The organism is Halococcus sp. IIIV-5B, assembly GCF_003602035.1.
In the GTDB taxonomy this organism is placed as follows: Archaea; Halobacteriota; Halobacteria; order Halobacteriales; family Halococcaceae; genus Halococcus; species Halococcus salsus.
In genome coordinates this window covers 1-18237 of the sequence record NZ_QZWE01000001.1, presented here as the reverse complement: position 1 = coordinate 18237, position 18237 = coordinate 1, and the positions used below count along the sequence as shown (strand labels likewise).

Annotated in this window: 13 protein-coding genes and 1 pseudogene; 7 read left to right on the top strand and 7 right to left on the bottom strand. The window is 63.2% G+C overall.

Going from position 1 to position 18237, the window contains the following annotated elements; translation table 11 throughout:
• Positions 1-19: 19 nt before the first annotated feature.
• Positions 20-1774, bottom strand: a complete 1755-nt coding sequence (locus D3261_RS00070) for an ABC transporter substrate-binding protein (RefSeq protein ID WP_120068183.1) — start codon at positions 1772-1774, stop codon at positions 20-22.
• 235 nt (positions 1775-2009) lie between these two features.
• On the opposite strand from D3261_RS00070, the gene D3261_RS00065 reads away from it, so the two are divergent.
• Positions 2010-2243, top strand: a complete 234-nt coding sequence (locus D3261_RS00065) for a hypothetical protein (RefSeq protein ID WP_233553776.1) — start codon at positions 2010-2012, stop codon at positions 2241-2243.
• Positions 2244-2267: 24 nt separating this feature from the next.
• Here the strand turns inward: D3261_RS00065 and D3261_RS00060 are convergent, their stop codons facing one another.
• Both D3261_RS00060 and D3261_RS00055 read right to left on the bottom strand, forming a co-directional pair.
• Positions 2268-3173, bottom strand: coding sequence for a HEAT repeat domain-containing protein (locus D3261_RS00060; RefSeq protein ID WP_233553775.1), 906 nt, complete (start codon positions 3171-3173; stop codon positions 2268-2270).
• 650 nt (positions 3174-3823) lie between these two features.
• Positions 3824-4597 (bottom strand): IclR family transcriptional regulator, encoded by a 774-nt coding sequence (locus tag D3261_RS00055; RefSeq protein WP_120067566.1) that lies wholly within the window; start codon positions 4595-4597, stop codon positions 3824-3826.
• A 199-nt stretch (positions 4598-4796) separates the two neighbouring features.
• Between D3261_RS00055 and D3261_RS00050 the strand changes: the two genes are divergently transcribed.
• Positions 4797-6905, top strand: a complete 2109-nt coding sequence (locus D3261_RS00050; RefSeq protein WP_120067565.1) for an alpha-glucuronidase family glycosyl hydrolase — start codon at positions 4797-4799, stop codon at positions 6903-6905.
• A 36-nt stretch (positions 6906-6941) separates the two neighbouring features.
• Here the strand turns inward: D3261_RS00050 and D3261_RS00045 are convergent, their stop codons facing one another.
• Together D3261_RS00045 and D3261_RS00040 are read right to left on the bottom strand one after the other, a co-directional pair.
• Complete coding sequence (locus D3261_RS00045; RefSeq protein ID WP_120067563.1) at positions 6942-7910, bottom strand: endo-1,4-beta-xylanase; 969 nt, start codon at positions 7908-7910, stop codon at positions 6942-6944.
• 58 nt (positions 7911-7968) lie between these two features.
• Complete coding sequence (locus D3261_RS00040) at positions 7969-9423, bottom strand: glycoside hydrolase family 4 (RefSeq protein WP_120067561.1); 1455 nt, start codon at positions 9421-9423, stop codon at positions 7969-7971.
• A 136-nt stretch (positions 9424-9559) separates the two neighbouring features.
• On the opposite strand from D3261_RS00040, the gene D3261_RS00035 reads away from it, so the two are divergent.
• The 3 genes from D3261_RS00035 (at position 9560) to D3261_RS00025 (ending at position 13135) form a co-directional block, all read left to right on the top strand.
• Complete coding sequence (locus D3261_RS00035; RefSeq protein WP_120067559.1) at positions 9560-10627, top strand: mannonate dehydratase; 1068 nt, start codon at positions 9560-9562, stop codon at positions 10625-10627.
• A gap of 108 nt (positions 10628-10735) precedes the next feature.
• On the top strand, positions 10736-11818 hold the full coding sequence (locus D3261_RS00030) for an LLM class flavin-dependent oxidoreductase (protein ID WP_199693832.1): 1083 nt from the start codon (positions 10736-10738) through the stop codon (positions 11816-11818).
• Between the two features lie 222 nt (positions 11819-12040).
• The gene (locus D3261_RS00025) at positions 12041-13135 is read left to right on the top strand and encodes a Gfo/Idh/MocA family protein (protein ID WP_120067556.1); all 1095 of its coding nucleotides are present in this window, start codon (positions 12041-12043) and stop codon (positions 13133-13135) included.
• Between the two features lie 25 nt (positions 13136-13160).
• Here the strand turns inward: D3261_RS00025 and D3261_RS00020 are convergent, their stop codons facing one another.
• A complete protein-coding gene (locus D3261_RS00020) occupies positions 13161-13913 on the bottom strand; it encodes a ThuA domain-containing protein (RefSeq protein ID WP_120067554.1) in 753 nt (250 codons plus the stop codon).
• An 83-nt stretch (positions 13914-13996) separates the two neighbouring features.
• Positions 13997-15364, bottom strand: a complete 1368-nt coding sequence (gene uxaC, locus D3261_RS00015) for a glucuronate isomerase (protein WP_120067552.1) — start codon at positions 15362-15364, stop codon at positions 13997-13999.
• A gap of 230 nt (positions 15365-15594) precedes the next feature.
• On the opposite strand from uxaC, the gene D3261_RS00010 reads away from it, so the two are divergent.
• Together D3261_RS00010 and D3261_RS00005 are read left to right on the top strand one after the other, a co-directional pair.
• Positions 15595-17838, top strand: a complete 2244-nt coding sequence (locus D3261_RS00010) for a glycoside hydrolase family 3 N-terminal domain-containing protein (RefSeq protein WP_120067550.1) — start codon at positions 15595-15597, stop codon at positions 17836-17838.
• A 41-nt stretch (positions 17839-17879) separates the two neighbouring features.
• Positions 17880-18237, top strand: a pseudogene (locus tag D3261_RS00005) (mandelate racemase/muconate lactonizing enzyme family protein); the annotation flags it as partial.

The window sequence follows — 18237 nt, the reverse complement described above, 5'->3', positions numbered from 1 at the left end:
GTTAGTTATAGTTATCGAACTAGCCCTTGTACTGCAGTTCGCCCTTGTTGACCCACCAGAACGGCGGCCACTTGACGCGTCGGTGAAGGCTGTTCTTGGCGGGTGCCGTCCACTCGTCGGTCGTCGTCCAGGACTGCTCGAACTTGGAGACGAGACCCAGGAAGGGCAGCTCGATGTTGTTGTGCCAGGCGGACCGCTGGACGAAGGGACGGGACTTCTCGTCGCTCGGTTGCTGGGCGATCTTCTCGGTCGCCTGCAGCGGGTTGAGCGTCATCTGCCCGCCGTTCCGGCCCGGGATCGTCTGTTCGGAGTCGGCTTTCTCGCGGTAGCCGTGCCCACCGCCGATCTCCGGCTCCCAGAGCTGGTAGTAGAGCGGGAAGTACGGGAACGTCGACCGGGACCCGCCGGGCAGCCAGTAGAGGCTCCCCATTTTGAAGTTGCTGTTCGAATACCGGCTAAACCAGTCGTTCGTCGGCAGCGTACTGATCGAGAAGTCGAAGCCGAAGTCGTTCAACTGGTTGACCGTGGTCTGTGTCATCGTGGTCCAGTCCGTCCACCCGGCCGGGGAGAAGTAATCCCCGCCGACGGTGTTCCCGTTGCCGTCCTGCCACGTGCCGTTCTGTTTCGAGAACCCCGCGTTCTGGAGGAGCTTCGTCGCCTTGTTGGTCTGACTCGACTTCGCACCGTAGGTCTCGAAGTCGCTCTGCCAATCACCCAACCAGTACTCCTGGTCCTTCGGGGCGATCCCACAGGGGATCGGTGTGACGAACTTCGAGCGCGGACCCGCGTTCTCGACGATCGACTGTCGGTTGATCACGTGGGCGACCGCCTGTCGAACCGCACGCTGTCCGAAGACGGGGTCGTTGTGATTGAAGACGATACCGTATCCCCACTTGGCTGGAATGTTGACCTCCTCGATGAAGTCCGGGAACTGGTCGACGATCTCGGGGGGCACGAACAGACTCGTCGCCGCATCGACGTCCTGACCCGATATCAGCGCTTGCTGCTGGGCGGTGTTCCCACCGAAGCTCGGGATCAGATACGAGTTGAAGTTCACGTTGTCGGCCCCGTAGAACTGTTGGTTGCGTTCGAACTCGAACGCCTGTCGGTCCTTGCCGACGAACGAGAACGCGCCGCTCGCGACGGGGTCCTCCCACGCCCACTGGAGGAACTCGGACTCGGAGGCGTTCAACCACTGTTTGTGGGTCTCGGCTTTCGTATCCACGAACCAGTTCGTGAGTTCGAACTTGATTATCCGTGGGTTGGTCGTCCCGGAGAGGTTCAATCGAGCGGTCTTCTCGTCGACCAGGTCGTATCCATCGAGGTAGCCCCAGAGGGAGGTTCCCGTCTTCTTTGCCAGTTTGAGCTGGACGTCGAGGTCCTCGGTCGTCCAATCGTCCCCGTTGTCCCACTTCAGGTCGTCGCGGAACGTCAGTGTCGCCTGTTGCGCCTGGACCTGTAGGTCGCTCAGCGCACCGAGGATGAACTTGTCCTTGTTGAACGAGTACTTCAGGAACGGAGCGAAGACCGGCCTCGCCGCCGGCCACGCGAAGTTCTGACTCCCCGACGAGTTGAAGTGGAGGTCCGCGGGGTTGCCGGTGTAGGCGTTCCTGAATGCGACATCGTGTACGTTGTTCCCGCCTCCACCGTTACCGGATCCCGAACTGTTGCCACCGCCGCTTCCGTTCCCACCGCTGCCGTTCCCGCTTCCATCACTGTTACCGGTACATCCAGCGAGTGCAGCCATCCCCGACGTGCCGGCTACCGCCAGCATCTTTCGGCGGCTGATCACTTCGTCGTAGTCGCTCTGACTCCTATCGGGCCCCATTACATGAACAATGATTATACGACTCCTAATAAAAGTTATGGGTGGTATAACATACGAATCACCGCTAGTGACTGGGGAGAGTGTTCGCCACTGTCCAGCGGGCGACAACGCTCTAGCCGACGAGAGAACGAACGGCTGGCTCACCGCTATGCTTTTAAAAACTGTCCCCCGAACGTAACCCATGTCGAAAACGTCTACGCTGCCCGACCTCGTCTGTGCACAGCGTCGACAGATGCGGCTCATAATCGCTCTCGTTATCGCGATGGGGTTGTTCCTCCTCCTCTCGCTTCTGTTCGTCGAACCCGGTGACAGGTCCTACCCGATTCTCGTCATCGACATCGTCCTCGTCGTCGCCGCACTGCTCTTCTTCAGTGTAACGCACTGGTACTGTACGAAACGAGCGATGGACGACTGATCCCGGCACACGTTCGTTGGCGATCTACGATCCACTCGAAAGGAAGTCCGCGGTTTCCGCTGCGAGTTCCCGAACGTCTTCGTCGTCGTCGCTCTCCGCGATGGACCGGAGTTTCGGTATAGATCTATCGTCGTCGAGGCGTCCGAGCGCCCGAACGGCGCGTGCGCGCACGACCGTTCGGCCATGGTCGAGGCAGTCGAGCAGGCGACGACGGACCGGAACGACGGCGGACGGATCCCGCGCCGCGATCTCACCGAGCGCATCGACCGCTCCGCCGACGACCGCTGGGTCCGTATCGTCGAGCAGCTCGGCGAGGCCGTCTACGGCTCCGGACACGGAACGGGGCTCCGTTTCGGCAACGGCGACCACCACGTTGATCAACGTTCGACGGCTAGATATCCGACGTTTGCGTTCCGTCTCCTCGTGTTCCTGAAGCGCTTGCCGGGTCACGGGATCGCCAGTGAGCTCGTTGAACTGGCGCGGCCGCGAGTCGAGTTCGGTCGCTTCGAGCGCCTCTACGATACCGCGGACGTGGGGTATGAGAAAGCCGGGACGATCGACGACGAGCCTGGCAAGGAGCCGTCCACCGCGTGACTGTACGTTGGCGTGTTCGGTGTTGAGCCCCTCGACGAGAGGCGACAGTTCGCCTTCGAGCATCGCCGGATTCTCGTCTACGATAGTATCGAGTATCTCCAGTGTTCGCAGCGCAACGGTGATGTCGTCGTCGTTAGCGTGTTCTACGACCTGGTCCAGATAGGGTTCTATGGCGTGGATATCCGCTTCGATGACGCGCGTACAGGCTTCCAGCCCCTCTTGACGAATCAATGGGTTGGGGGAACTGAGCGCAGTGCGTAGCTCACTTCCATCACCCTCCGATGAGATCGCTCGTGAAACGCTCTCCGCGAGGGGAGGAGAGGATTCTTCGTTCATGGTTCGGAGGATGCATCGTCAATTTAAAAATGTGAGGGTCGGTCGTCGACCGTCGTTCCCGTGAGTCGGACCGGACCCATTCGCCGACGCTCTACTCCCCGATACTCGACCTCACAGGAGACATCCATTGGTCCGTTTAGACTACGGGTTGTAGCGATAGACGGCGACCCACCAGAGACTGGCCCGTATCCGATGGTGAGCGTAGTGGCGGGTCCTTTCAGCATCAGGTCCGAGCCGTTGAGTCGATCCACGATTAGTGGATCTATTTGTGCCTGATCGACCATCCGTTTCGTCACTTGGTGGATCGTTTCCACTTGGGCCCAGCGATATCGCCGAACGCTGTTGGAAGGGGCGCAGGTCACCTATCAGTAACAATTGTATGCGTGTTATACACAATGAATAGTAAACATTGGTCGTAGTGTCCGACCGACTGAGAACGGAACGATGTAGGATTAGTGAGCGGTGAGATAACTGATCTCTCGATACGAATTGCAGAGACTGTGAGTTAACATCTTCTATTTATCTATATATACACTTTGTCCTCTCGTATTTGAAATATTTCGATCTACTATGGTTGGACGACGTATGAGAGCGGTCGTACGTGAACTTGATCGAGACCGAGACGACTACATGGGAGAGCATACCCGAGCTTAGTCGTACGTGTGCTTGACTTCGATGATGTTGGTCGTGTTTCGAAGCTCCGGGAGCAGTTCCTCCGCGATCCGTTGCTCCCGGAGACGTTCCTTGGGGCCCGAGAGCGAAAGCGCACCGAGAAGCGCGCCGTTCGCGATTATCGGAGTCGCGATCGAACGGATACCCTTCCTGCGCTCTTCGTCCTCGAGCGCGTACCCTTGGAGTTCGATCGTTCTGAACTCCTGGAGGAGTTCCTCGAACTCCGTAATGCTGTTCTCGGTCGCAGCGGGGAGCCCGTGCCGGTCGACGATATCGTCGATGTACTTCGATGGCTGGTACGCCAGGAGTACTTTTCCGAGGGCAGTCAGGTGCATCTTCGAGTGTTCTCCGGTCAGTGCGTTGTCGTAGACGGCGTCGCTTCCCTCGGACTGATAGAGTATCACCCGGCGTCCGTTCTCCTCGATACCGAGATTCGCGACTTCGCCCGTCGCTTCGGCGAGTTTGTCGACTTCCGATTTCGCCGTCGAGTAGATAGTGTACTGGTGTCGAGCGATGACCCCGGTTTGAAGAAAGCGCAAGCTGAGCCGATACCCAGCATCGTCGTGCGTAACGAACCCTTCCGATTCGAGCGTTTTCAGATAGACGTGCGCCGTGCTTCTCGGCATCTCCAACCCATCGGCCAGATCAGCGATTCGCACGTTCCCTGCCCCCTGTATCGCCCGAATCACGTCGAACGCTCGCTGGACGGATTTGATCCGTTTTCCCCCGTCGTCCCGGTCGTTCGGTGTCATGATGCGAGCGAGGGGACCACGACATATAAGATCCACTATTAGTGGATCTGTGATAACTGCCGTCCGGAAGGTGAGACGGCGATACGCTTCCGGAGAAGCCACGACCCTCGCCTCCGCGTCGCTCGATTCGATGTTCGCGTACTATCCTCGATGCGGACGACCAGCAACGCTTTAGCCGAGCCGGCGGGATCATGCAGTTATGCCATCCGAGGCCTACGATGATTGCTGGCTACGATACGAGCCAGTCGGGGACGAACACCACGACTCGTATCGAACGCGATGTGCGAACGTCTACGCATCCGTGGGGTCGCCCGAGCTGAGCGCCGTTCGTGACGAACTCCGACGCGGGATATCGGGGCTGCTCGGCCGCGAACCTCACCTCTGGCAGCACCCCCCACGGTCGGCGGCGGGGTTCCTCGCGGTCGGCACCCCCGAGGAGATGGCGATGATCGCGGACTCGGTTTCGATCGACCGAGTGGCGGCGCTCGACGACGGTGGGTTCCGTATCCGGTCGGTCGAGTGGGAGGGGGCCGACTGTGTCGTCGTCACGGCTTCGACCGACCGTGGGTTGGTCTACGGGACCTTCCACCTCCTCCGTCTCATGACGAACGGCTGCCCTATCGACGACCTCGACGTCACGGAGGAACCGGCGAATCACGAGCGAGTGATCGACCATTGGGACAACCCGTTCCGGCGGTCGGTCGAGCGGGGCTACGCCGGTCCGTCCATCTTCGATTGGGAGCGACTTCCCAACCTCCGAGAGCGCTACGTCGACTACGCCAGGCTGCTGGCTTCGGTGGGGATCAACGGGGTCGTTTTCAACAACGTCAACACCAAAATTCCCGACCGGGCAAGCGCGAACGAATTCGTCTCGGGAAAAGCCGGCTGGCAACTGCTCACCGAGGACGGACTCGAAAGGGTCGCGGCGCTCGCGTCGGTGTTCCGGCGCTACGGGGTTCGACCCTACCTCTCGGTCAACTACGCCGCCCCGATGTTGATCGACGACTACGACACCGCCGACCCGCTCGACCCCGACGTCGAGGAATGGTGGGAACGAAAGGCTGAGGAGGTCTACGACGCGATCCCCGACTTCGGCGGTTTCCTCGTCAAGGCCGACTCGGAGGGCCAGAACGGTCCCTACGACTACGGTCGGACGCACGCCGAGGGAGCGAACCTCCTCGCGCGCGCGCTCGCTCCCCACGGCGGACGGGTTTGGTGGCGGGCGTTCGTCTACGCCGACCACGACGACCGTGCGGTCCAGGCCTACGAGACGTTCGAACCGCTCAACGGCGAGTTCCACGACAACGTCACCCTCCAAGTCAAGAACGGCCCCGTGGACTTCCAGCCCCGTGAGCCGGTGTCGACGCTGTTCGGGGCGATGGACGAGACGGACCTCGCCTGTGAACTCCAAGTCACCCAGGAGTACACCGGTCAGGGCGTCCACACCTGTTACCTCGTCCCGCAGTGGAAGGAGGTCCTCGACTTCGACACCCACGTCGGTGGCGAGGGATCCCCCACGAAGAACGTCTTTTCGGGGAGCGAGGGTGCCGGGATCGCGGGCGTCGGCGTCGTGGGCGAGGATCCCACGTGGACGGGAAACTACCTCTCGCAGGCGAACCTCTACGGGTTCGGTCGGCTGGCATGGAATCCTGACCTCGACACCGAGACGATCACCGACGAGTGGGTGCGAGGGACGTTCGGTGGCGATCCGGCGGTGGTCGACACCATCAGTGGAATCCTCCACGACTCGTGGCCGGCCACCATCGACTACGAGACCGGGGGTCTCGGGCTGATCCACATGATGTACAACGGCGAGGCGCGCCTCGAGAACCACTACGACCCGTCGCCAGCGGCGTGGCCGGGCTATCACGGGACAAGCGAGGACGGCATCGGGATCGACCGAACCTCGGGAGGGAGCGGCTACGTCGACCAGTACTACGAGCTCGTCGCCGAAATCTACGACGACCCCGAAACGTGTCCCGAGGAGTTGCTTCTATTCTTCCACCACCTGCCGTGGGAGTACGAACTCACGGACGGGACGACGGTGGTCCAGCGGCTCTACGACAACTGCTTTTCGGGCGTCGAGATGGTGCGGGACCTCCGGGAGCGATGGCGAGCACTCGCGGACACGGTCGACGACCGACGGTATCGCCACGTGGCCGAGCGGCTCGACGAACAGGTCGTCCAGGCGGAGCGGTGGCGCGATACCCTCGTCGCGTTCTTCTACGAGCACTCCGGGATCCCGGACGAACACGGTCGAGTGCCCCTGGCGGAGCCGAACCGGGTCGTCCCGCCCCGCGAGGACTGATCCCGGTCGGCACGAATCGTCCCACAGCAGTGGTTTTCAGTTCGACCGCTCGGCGAGCACATCCACGATAGCGTGGTAGGCGGGCTTCGGAGTCGAACCGTCGAACAGGAGTGGGTCGTCGGTGAGCCCCGAGAACCACCCCGGAACCCACGAATCGTCATCGCGTACACCCCACGTGACGAGCGTCTTACAACCCGTATCGAGACACGTCTCCACGATGGCACGGTAGTATTCCGCCTGGCGCTCGCGGTGGTTCTCGGGTAGTTCGTCCTCCGGATAGGCGACGTCCATCTCGGTGATCTGGACGTCGAGACCGAGGTCCTCGAACCGACGCACGTTTGCGGCGATCGATTCTGGGTCGGGTTCGTCGTGGAGGGCATGCAGTTGGAGTCCAACCCCGTCGATGGGGACGTCGCGATCGAGCATCCTCGTGATGAGGTCGTAGACCGCGTCGGATTTCTCGTTGACCCCGTCGGCTCCGTAGTCGTTGTAGTAGAGGTCGGCGTCGGTAACGCCGTCGGCCCACTCGAACGCCCGGTCGAGGTACGCCTCGCCCATCGCGTCGTACCACACCGTCTCGCGCATCGAGCCGTCGTCGGCGACGGCCTCGTTGACCACGTCCCACGCATCGATTTTGTCTCGATAACGCCCCGCGACCGTGTGGATGTGGTCGCGCAGGAAGCCCTCGATCCCCTCGTCGGTGTACTCCCACTCCTCGAACCACGCGGGCGTCTGGTTGTGCCAGACCAGCGTGTGTCCGCGGACGGTCATGTCGTACTCCAGACCGAAGTTCACGACCGCGTCCGCGTCCCCGAAGTCGTACGTATCGGGCGATGGCCGGAGCGGCCCCATCTTGAGGGCGTTCTCCGGCGTTACAGCCGTGAACTCCCGTCGAAGGAGGTTCCAGTAGCCCGCATCGTTGCGAAGCAGGTCGGCGTCGACCGCCGCACCGACGTCGAATCCCTGCGCTTCGGCGACCGAACGGAGGCTCATCCGTGCTGTCATCGTCCCCGATGCCGCACTCGGTACAAATAGTCGTACGGGTTCGCCCGGGCGGAAACGACTACTCGGTCGGATACGCCACCGATTCGGCGAGTACCGTCGAACCGCCGAGGTCCCACTCTTTGAGGTACTCGTCCTCGGCTCCAACGAGTTCCGCGAACAGTTCCCGCGAGTCGTCGGGCGGGAGGCTGCGGACCTGCGGATCGATCAGGAACCCCTCGAACGCCGCATCGAGGTCGCCTGTACGGGAGGCCTCGACGACGGTCTCTTGGGAATCGATGTGGCCACGGACGAGGCTCCGGACCGGACGGGGAAAGCCACCGGCGGCGATTGGTCTGACCTCGTTTCGCCGAACCACGGCATTGGTCTCGACCACCGCTCCCGAGGGAAGGTCCTCGATCTGACCCTCGTTCGGGAGGTTTACGTTCGTGACGTAGGTTTCCTCGCCGAGGAGCGCGCCGAGGACGTCCATGAACGTCTCGTTCGAGGGTTCGAGGGTGAACTCGCGTTCGCCGCTCATCCAGGCCTCGACGTCGGTGGTCTGGTCGGACTCGGCGGGTGTCCAGTGCTTGGCACGGTAGTCGCTGCCGGTACGTTTGACACCCCACCGGTTCAGCGTCTCCTCGCCGCCTTGAAGGAACCAGTTCGCATACTCGACGAGGTGGCGATCGCCCGCCGCCGGCAGCACGCCGAAGCGCCGGTAGAGCTCCCACGTCACCTGCCAGTTGTCGGTGAACACATTCTCGTCGGCGAGGTCCTCGGTCGTGAACGTCCGGCGAGCCTCCTCGCTTTCGGCGAGGTCGTCGATCAACGGCCAGAGGTCGACACCCCGACACCTCGCCTCGTCGATCCACGTGAAGTGGTTGATCCCCTTCACGTTGACCGAGACGTCCTCGCGCGAGGCGTTCACGTCGAGGTGGTCCGTCGCGTATCTGGCGAGGCGTTCGCGTGTTCCGAGCACCTCGTGACACAGCCCGATCGCGTTGATGTCGGGGTACTCGTCGTAGAGCGCGCGGGTGACGAAGTGAACGGGGTTCGTGTAGTTGAACACCCACGCGTCGGGACAGTGTTCACGGACCGCGGCGGCGAATTCGCGATAGATGGGGATAGTCCGCATCGCCCGGACGAGTCCACCGGGACCGGTGGTCGCCGCGACCGCGCCGTGGATGCCGTACTTTCGTGGAATATCGAGGTCGTGAACGAACGTCTCGGCCGGGTCGTACTGGGTCGAGAGGATTACGAAATCCGCGCCGTCGAGTGTGGCTTCGAGGCTCTCGGTCGCCGCATAGCTCCAGTCGGCGGTCGCGTTCTCCTGGTCGTCGACCCAGGTACCGAAACGGACGTTGCGTTCGGCACTTTCGGAGGTGGTGTCGTAGAGGCGGACCTTGCCGTCGATCCCCGAGAGTGCGAGGTCCTGGAAGAGCGCCGGTGCCCACTGGCGACTCCCACCTCCGATGTAGGCGATGTGGACGTCGTCTCCGTCAGCCGGTTCGTGTGTACTGTTGGCCAGCGTCATCGGTCGTCGCTTCGCGACAACCGCCTAAATAGGTACGGTCGGTGCTCGTCGCTTCCCCGAGAGATCGTGATTTCTCGGTGATGAGTAGCTCTCGGCGTCCAGCACGCTTTTACCCCCTCGAATCGACCCGTGAGATATGCCGGTCGACGAAGACAGCGACCCGACACCGATGTCCGCCGATACGCGAATGCGAGTCGGACTCGGTCAGTTCATGGAACCAACCGAGGAGCGCCTGCGATTCATCAAGCAGCTCGGGGTTAACGACGTTCTGTTGAACCTGTATCAGTACAGTGCGGATTACGAACACATGCCCGACGGGGAACGAATGCCCCTCTCACGTGCCGGCGAGTGGTCGGTCGACGACCTGACGACACTCCGCGAGCGGGTCGAGAGCGCGGGTCTACGGTTGAACGCGATCGAGAACGTCCCCGTCTCCTTCTACGGCGACGTGATGATGGGGGGGCCCGAACGCGACGACCAGCTACGACGGCTCAAAGACCGGATCCGAAACATGGGTGCGGCCGACATCCCGCACTTCGGTTACCACTGGGCACCGACTGGCGTCTGGCGAACCGGAAACGATACCGTTCGCGGTGGCGCGTCGGTGTCGTCGTTCGACGCCGAAACGGTCGATGAAAGACTCACACACGGGCGCGAGTACACGGAGTCGGAGATGTGGGAGAACTACGAGCACTTCCTCCGCGAGGTGATCCCCGTCGCCGAGGAAGCGGGCGTGAAGCTGTGTCTCCATCCGAGCGACCCGCCGATGGAGCGATTGGGTGGTATCCCACAGATCGCCCGAAACTTCGAGAATTTCAAGCGCGCGATGGACCTGGTTCCCAGCGACAACCACGGTCTCGACCTCTGTCTCGGGTGTTGGTCGGAGATGGGCGAGGATCTCGCGGAAGTGATCCGGTACTTCGGCGAGCGCGACGAACTGTTCTACGTCCACTTCCGGGACGTCGAGGGAACGGTTCCGAAGTTCAAGGAGACCTTCGTCGACGAGGGCAACTACGACGCCTACGAGGTGTTGAAGCTCCTCGACGAGGTTGGCTTCGATGGCATGATGATCCCGGACCACACCCCCCATCTGGAGGGCGACACCGACTGGGAACACCGGGGGCGGTCGTTCACGGTTGGCTATCTCCGAGGGATGTTGAAGGCGATGCGTTCCGAACGGGCGGAGCGCGAACTCCGAGCGTGAACTCGGTCCCGATACGTCGGAACCCCGCTCCCGAGAGCACAGCTACGAGCGCTCGAACGAACGCGCGAACGACCAGATATTTAGTGTGACACCCCGATACTCGAAGCGATGGATCCACACTCATCGACGGACATGGATTTCGGTTGCCAGGTCGTCAGCTACGGCGACGTGAGCAGGACTATCGACCAGGCGGTGCGCGCCGAGTCGGCGGGGTTCGACACCATCACGGTGCCCGACCACCTCTTCCACCCGACGGGGTCGACGGAGTTCCTCGTCGACCCGCCGTGGGAGGCGTTCACCGTTCTCGGCGCGATCGGCCAACGTACCGACGAGGCGACGCTGCTCCCCGGGGTCACCGATTCGGTGCGTCGCCACCCGACCGAGCTCGCACACGCCATCACGACGCTCGACCGGATGACCGACGGCCGCGCGGGGCTCGGTATCGGTGCCGGGGAGGCCTTCAACTTCGCGCCGATCGCAGATCTCGACTGGGAGGACCCCTATCGAAGATTCAGAGAGGCTATCGCGGTGATCGACGGGCTCTGGGAATCCACGGCAGAAGACCCGCTCTCGTTCGCGGGCGAGTACTTCGACCTCGACGACGCCCATATGGGGCTGAAACCGGCGAGCGAGCCGCGACCACCGCTATGGATCGGCGGATACGGGCCGAGCATGCGCGGCCTCACGGGTGCGGTCGCCGACGGCTGGTTCCCGTGGATCTACTCACCCGACGAGTACGAGGCCGACCTTCAACAGGTTCTGGAGGTCGCTACCGACCGGGGTCGAGACCCCGAGTCGATCGACCGTGCGGTGATGGTTCCGACCACCGTCACCGAGGACGCCGACGAGGCTCGCCGGACCGGCATCGAGCGCAACCGGACCACCCTCGCGCTCCGGCCGCCGCTGCTCGCCGCCATGGGCTACGAGGAGATCGCCGAGAAAACGCCGCTCATGCGGGAGATGGCGTTCACCGACGACCAGGAGGAGCGATTGCTCGCGGCCGCCGACCGGATCCCCGAGGAGGCGGTCGACGCGATCAGCGTCTCGGGCGACCCCGAACGCGCGATCGAGCGCATCGAGACATTTCAGGAGGCCGGAGTCGACAACCTCGTCGTGATCCCGGTCGGGGACTTCGAGGAAACCATGAGACACTACGAGGAGGAGATCATTCCTTACTTCGCCGACCAGTAGCCACGACTCGACCGTAGCCCTGGCCGACTTCGACCCCGGTTTTGGCTTGGACGTGGGAGTTTAGTGCGACCACCGAACGCGTGTGATGGTTCGCCTCCGGATCGGCCATACGACCGATTCCATCATCGAAACCCCGATCGAGGGGAGCGTTCGATCCGGGATCGAGGTGACCGTGGTTGCCGGTTCCGGCAAGGTGATACCCTCGGTTCCGGACTGTCACCCGTGACGGTTCGCATCATTCAGGTCGGTACAGGGAATCAGGGCGAGGCGTGGTGTCGGGACTTCCTGCCGCCAAACGTGGCCGACGACACGGTCGAAGTCGTCGCCGCGGTCGATCCCGACGACGACGCGCTCGAACGCGGGCGAGAGCTACTCGGACTGCCGGCCGAGCGCTGTTACGCCTCGGCAGCCGACGCCGTCGCCGAGTGCGACGCCGACGCGCTGGCGCTGGTCGTCCCACCGGGCGTTCGGGAGCCACTCGTCGACCTCGCAGTCGAACGCGGCCTCGACCTCCTCTGTGAGAAACCGCTTGCCGACACGATGGCGGCGGCCGCACGCATCACCCGGAGAACGGAGGCCGCAGGTTTGAAAGTGGGCGTGACGATGACACAGCGCTACCGGCGCGACGTGACGACGCTCCGTCGACGGGTTCGGGCCGCCGATACCGGCCCCGTCGACAGCTGCTACTGTCGGTACGCGATCAACGCCCGATCGTACGGCACATGGAAGCCAGAACGCCTCTACGATGTCGAGGGGCAGCCGATGCTCGTCGAAGGGTCGATCCACCACCTCGACCTGTTGGCCGACCTCGTCGATGAGCGCGTCCGGACGGTCTTCTGTAATGCGTGGAACCCACCTCACTCCGACTTCGCGGGCGACCCGAACGTCATCGTTCACCTCGTCACCGAGCGCGGCACCAGCGTCAGCTACGAAGGGTTGAACACCCTCGCCGAGACGTTCAACGGGTGGGGGGCCGAACACATCCGGGTCGATTGCAGCGACACGACGTTCGCGCTCGATGGCGGCGAGATACGGCGCTTCGATTACGACCCCCGGGAGGAACGCTTCACGGGGAACACCCGTTTCGAGGCGGGTGACCACGTCGACCTCAACGATCGCGGGAAGTGGGGGAACGCGTGGCTGATCGAACAGTTCGCCGACTGGTGTGCGGGCGGCGAGCCGATGACGACCAACGCTCGCGACAACCTCCGAGCGATGGCCCTCGTCTTCGCCGCCGTCGAGAGCGCGGAGACGGGCGAGGCGGTTGCTGTGGACACCCTGTTGGCCGATGTCGAACCTAACACCGGCGACGAGTGACGGAAGAAGCCCGAACGGCCGCCTGTCACTCCAACTCGATCGACGACGAGTAGCCCTCGATCCGCTCGCGCGGGTCGACGTTCCGGAGGGTTGGCGTCGAACGGTCCTCGACGGCAGGGGTCGCCCACTCGGCGGCGTTGGCGAGAACACGCTGTATCGTCGGGTCGTGGTAGATCGGGTGCGTCTCGTGACCGGGGCGGAAGAAGAAGACTCGTCCCTTCCCACGATGCCAGCAGCAGCCGGAGCGAAACACCTCTCCGCCCTCGAACCACGAGGTGAACACGACCGAGTCGGGCGTCGGGACGTCGAACGGCTCCCCGTACATCTCCGTCTCCGGGAGTTCGATGAAGTCGTCGACCCCGGCGGCGATCTCGTGGCCGGGGTCGGTCACCCAGAGCCGCTCGCGCTCGTCGGCCTCGCGCCACCGGAGCGTCCCGGTCGTCCCAAGCAGCGACCGGAAGACCTTCGAGAGCGACGCGGAGTGGAGGACGAGCAGGCCCATTCCACCGAGAACGTTGTTAGTAACGCGTTCGACGATTCGGCTGTCGACCGCCTCATGGGCTGTATGGCCCCACCAGACGAGCACGTCGGTTTCGTCGAGTACCTCCTCAGTGAGGCCGTGTTCGGGTTCGTCCAACGTCGCCGTTCGGGTCTCGAAGCCGTGTTCGTCGAGTGCGTCGGCGATCGTTCGGTGGATGCCGTCGGGGTAGACTGCCGCCGCGTCGTCGTCTTCGCGCTCGTGGACGAACTCGTTCCAGACCGTCACCATTGGTCCCATAGCGATTCGAATACCGACCGACCGAAACAGGTTCCCGAAGCGGCAATCCAAGCGGCCGGTTGCCGCCGTGAACGGCGCGCCGACTACCGGAACCCGAACAGTTCCATCGGCCGGTCGTGAGCGACGTGCTCGACCAAGTCGCGCGCTACGTCCATTGGAACACGACCGCGCTCGACCTGCCGACCGACGACGTTCGCCAGCGACCGGCGGAACATCTCGAAGCGCGAGTCGAACGAGAGCAGTTTCCGCGAGTCGCTGACCATCCCCGCGTGGTTCGCCAGCAGGTCGACCGAGCTCACGTACTCCAGTTGCCCTTCGATCCCGACGGGGCTGTCGTTGAACCACCACGCGGGACCGACGCTGACGTTCGGGAACGCCCTCGCGATGGTCGCGAGCGTCGGATAGTGCGTGGGGTCCACACAGTAGAGCACGACCTCGTCCTCACCGTCGAAGGTGTTCAGGAAGTACTGTAGGTTCTCGGCGATTTCGATGTCGCCGGTGGTCACGGTACCTCCGGCGGCCGACCCGAGCTCCTCGAACAGCTCGTCGCGGTAATCCCGAACGGGGCCGATGTGAAGCTGTGTGACCCAGTTCTTTTCCACATTGAGGGAACCGATGTATTCGAGCATGAACGCCTCGAAGTCCCCCACCTGTCGTTCGTCGAGCCCTTCTCCGCGCCGTTTCGTTTCGTAGATCGCCTTCGCGCGGGTTTCGCTCACGGAGCGGGAAACCGGCTCGCGAACGCTCAGGTCGCTCGCCCGGCAGCCGTGCTCGGCGAAGCGGTCGTGGGTGGCCGCGAGCGCGTCGAGGAACTCGTCGAACCCGCTCACGTCATCGTCGGTCGCCGCGGCGAGGTCCCCGATGAAATCGTTCCAGTCGCGATGGTCGATGTGGACCGCGCGGTCGGCGCGCCACGTCGGGAGCACGTCCACACCGTCGACTCCGTGCACTGCGCGTTCGTGCAGATCGAGCGAGGACGTGGGGTCGTCGGTACTGCAGACGACCTCGACGTTCATCTCCCGGAGCAGCGCTTGGGGACGCATCGAATCCTCGTCGAGTTGGGCAGCCGTCTCCGCCCAGATCTCGTTGGCGGTCTCGGCCGAGACCGGTTTCTCGATCCCGAACCGGCGCTTCAGGTCGAGATGGACCCACTCGTAGGTGGGGTTTCCGGCGAGTTCGGGGAACACCTCCGCGAGGGCGTTCCACTTCTTGCGATTCGAGGCCGCGCCCGTGATACGCTCCTCGGGAACACCGCGCTTTCGCATCGCCGCCCAGACGTAGTGGTCGGTCGCCCCTTCGACCTCCCAGATGTCGTCCCAACCCTCGTTCGCCACGATCTCGGCCACGTCAGCGTGGCTGTGGGGGTCGAGGATAGGGAGGTCTCGGATCGTCCCGTATAGTTCTCGGGCCGTATCGGTTTCGAGGAGGTACTCCTCGTCGAGGAATGCCATCGTAGATGAACTACACTGGTGGGCGGGTGATAAATTCGGAGGGTGTGTCCTCGCCGGTCGGCGACCGAGCGATAGCCGGGCCACCGTCCACCACCCACAGATCGCGGACCGAACGATTAAGACCGGCCCCGATGAACTCACGAACTGTAATGCAAGACCTCACTGAAAACCCGGTGTATCGGGACGAATCCCTTCCGACAGAACAGCGGGTTGCGGACCTTCTCTCACGGATGACGCGCGAGGAAAAAGCCGCGCAGCTCGGTTCGGTGAACGCGGACCAACTGCTGAACGAGGACGGTGAGCTGGATCGAGACGCCGCCGAAGAATTGCTCTCGAACGGGATCGGTCATCTGACTCGTATCGGCGGCGAAGGGAGCCTCCCGCCGACCGAGGCCGCACGCGTCACGAACGAGCTGCAGGCTATCCTCGACGAGACACGGCTCGGCGTGCCCGCGATCCCCCACGAGGAGTGTCTGAGCGGGTACATGGGTCCCGAGGGGACGACCTTCCCGCAATCGATCGGGATGGCGAGTAGCTGGGATCCCGACCTGATGAGCGAGGTCATGGAGCAAACGCGCTCGGAGATGGCGGCCATTGGAACGGTACACGCGCTCTCACCGGTGCTCGACGTCGCTCGCGACCTCCGGTGGGGTCGCGTCGAGGAGACCTTCGGCGAGGACCCGTACCTCGTCGCGGCGATGGCGAGCGCCTACGTGGCCGGCCTCCAGGGCCCCTCGATCGAGGAGGGCATCTCGGCGACGTTGAAACACTTCGCCGCGCACAGCGCCTCCGAGGGCGGGAAGAATCGGGCGTCGGTGAACGTCGGTCCCCGCGAGCTGCGCGAGACCCACCTGTTCCCCTACGAGGCCGCGATCACGACGGCGGGAGCCGAATCAGTCATGAACGCCTACCACGACATCGACGGGATCCCGTGTGCGAGCAACGAGTGGCTCCTCACGGACCTCTTGCGGGGCGAGTTAGGATTCGATGGCACGGTGGTCTCCGATTACTACAGCGTCGATTTCCTCAAGGAAGAACACGGCGTCTCCGACTCCGACCGCGAATCCGCCGTCATGGCTCTCGAAGCTGGTATCGACGTCGAACTCCCGACCACCGACTGCTACGAGCACCTCCCCGAAGCGATCGAGAACGGTGAGATGAGCGAAGCGACGCTCGACGAGGCCGCCCGCCGCGTACTTCGGATGAAGTTCCGAAAGGGCCTCGTCGACGACCCGACCGTCGGCGCCGGTGCGGCGGCCGACGCGTTCAACACCGAGGCAGCCACGGAACTCACCGAGCGTGCCGCACGGGAATCCATCGTCCTGCTCAAAAACGAGGATGACCTGCTCCCGCTCGATGACACCGATTCGCTTGCGGTCGTCGGTCCGAAAGCCGACGATGGCCAGGAGATGATGGGCGATTACGCGTACCCCGCGCACTACCCCGAGGCGGAGGTGTCGCTCGACGCCACGACGCCGCTCGATGCCATCCGCACGCACGCCGACGACACCGAGATAGCCTACGAGGAGGGCTGTACGACGAGCGGTCCACGTACCGATGGATTCGATGGGGCCGTCGACGCAGCCACCGACGCGGACGTGACGCTCGCGTTCGTCGGCGCGCGTTCGGCGGTCGATTTCTCCGACCCCGACGCCGAGGACGTGAACAACCCGGCACTCCCAACCAGCGGCGAAGGATCGGACGTCATCGACCTCGGTCTCCCGGGCGTCCAGACCGAACTCCTCGAACAACTCCACGAGACGGGAACGCCACTGGTCGTCGTGGTCGTGAGCGGAAAACCACACTCGATCGAGTGGGTCGCCGAGGAGGTCCCCGCCGTCGTGCAGGCGTGGCTCCCCGGCGAGGAGGGTGGAACGGGTATCGCCGACGTCCTCTTCGGTGAGTACAATCCAGGTGGTCACCTTCCAGTGTCGTTCGCGCGGTCGGTCGGGCAGATACCGATTCACTACAACCGTCGTCCGAACTCGGCGAACAAGGACCACGTCTACACCGAGAGCAAGCCGTTGTACCCGTTCGGTCACGGCTTGAGTTATACCGAGTTCGAGTACGATGATTTCGAGGTCTCGGCGGACACGCTCAGCGCGTCCGGGTCGGTCACGGCGAGCGTCACCGTCACGAACGTTGGCGGTCGCGCCGGAAGCGACGTGGTTCAGCTGTATGCACACGCCGAATCGCCGGATCAAGCGCGACCGGTCCAGGAACTGGTCGGGTTCGAGCGCGTTTCGCTCGATGCCGGTGAGGAGACACGGATCTCGTTCGAACTCGATGCGACGCAGTTAGCCTACCACGATCCAGACATGAATCTGACGGTCCACGAGGGGTCCTACGAACTTCGCGTCGGCCACTCCGCATCGGATATCGCCGCTACGGAGAGTGTGGACGTAAACGGCTCGAAGGTGGTACCCCGAACCGGTCGGACGTACTTCACCGAGACGGAGGTCGGGAACACATAACGAGGTTCATTTAACCCTCCACACTGAACCCGAAGACGACAATGGTAGACTATGCCGGTTTGAGCGACCCGAACGCCGAGTACACGATGCGGGACCTCTCGGGCGATTCGATGGGGATTCAGGACGACGCGTCGATCCGTGACGCCGAGATCACCGACGTCCAGACCACGATGGTCGACGGCAACTACCCCTGGATCCTCGTACGAGTGTACACTGATGCGGGCATGATAGGCACGGGCGAGACGTATTGGGGAGGTGGCGACACGGCAATTATCGAGCGAATGCGACCGTTCCTGGTGGGCGAGAACCCGCTCGACATCGACCGGCTCTACGAACACCTGATCCAGAAGATGTCGGGCGAGGGCTCGATCGCCGGTAAGGCGATTTCGGCGATCTCGG

Bases quoted from the DNA above. Each gene is read 5' to 3' on its own strand.
- D3261_RS00070 (WP_120068183.1), bottom strand. From the start codon at position 1,774: ATGCTGGCGGTAGCCGGCACGTCGGGGATGGCTGCACTCGCTGGATGT.
- D3261_RS00065 (WP_233553776.1), top strand. From the start codon at position 2,010: ATGTCGAAAACGTCTACGCTGCCCGACCTCGTCTGTGCACAGCGTCGA.
- D3261_RS00060 (WP_233553775.1), bottom strand. From the start codon at position 3,173: ATGAACGAAGAATCCTCTCCTCCCCTCGCGGAGAGCGTTTCACGAGCG.
- D3261_RS00055 (WP_120067566.1), bottom strand. From the start codon at position 4,597: ATGACACCGAACGACCGGGACGACGGGGGAAAACGGATCAAATCCGTC.
- D3261_RS00050 (WP_120067565.1), top strand. From the start codon at position 4,797: ATGCCATCCGAGGCCTACGATGATTGCTGGCTACGATACGAGCCAGTC.
- D3261_RS00045 (WP_120067563.1), bottom strand. From the start codon at position 7,910: ATGACAGCACGGATGAGCCTCCGTTCGGTCGCCGAAGCGCAGGGATTC.
- D3261_RS00040 (WP_120067561.1), bottom strand. From the start codon at position 9,423: ATGACGCTGGCCAACAGTACACACGAACCGGCTGACGGAGACGACGTC.
- D3261_RS00035 (WP_120067559.1), top strand. From the start codon at position 9,560: ATGCCGGTCGACGAAGACAGCGACCCGACACCGATGTCCGCCGATACG.
- D3261_RS00030 (WP_199693832.1), top strand. From the start codon at position 10,736: ATGGATCCACACTCATCGACGGACATGGATTTCGGTTGCCAGGTCGTC.
- D3261_RS00020 (WP_120067554.1), bottom strand. From the start codon at position 13,913: ATGGGACCAATGGTGACGGTCTGGAACGAGTTCGTCCACGAGCGCGAA.
- uxaC (WP_120067552.1), bottom strand. From the start codon at position 15,364: ATGGCATTCCTCGACGAGGAGTACCTCCTCGAAACCGATACGGCCCGA.
- D3261_RS00010 (WP_120067550.1), top strand. From the start codon at position 15,595: ATGACGCGCGAGGAAAAAGCCGCGCAGCTCGGTTCGGTGAACGCGGAC.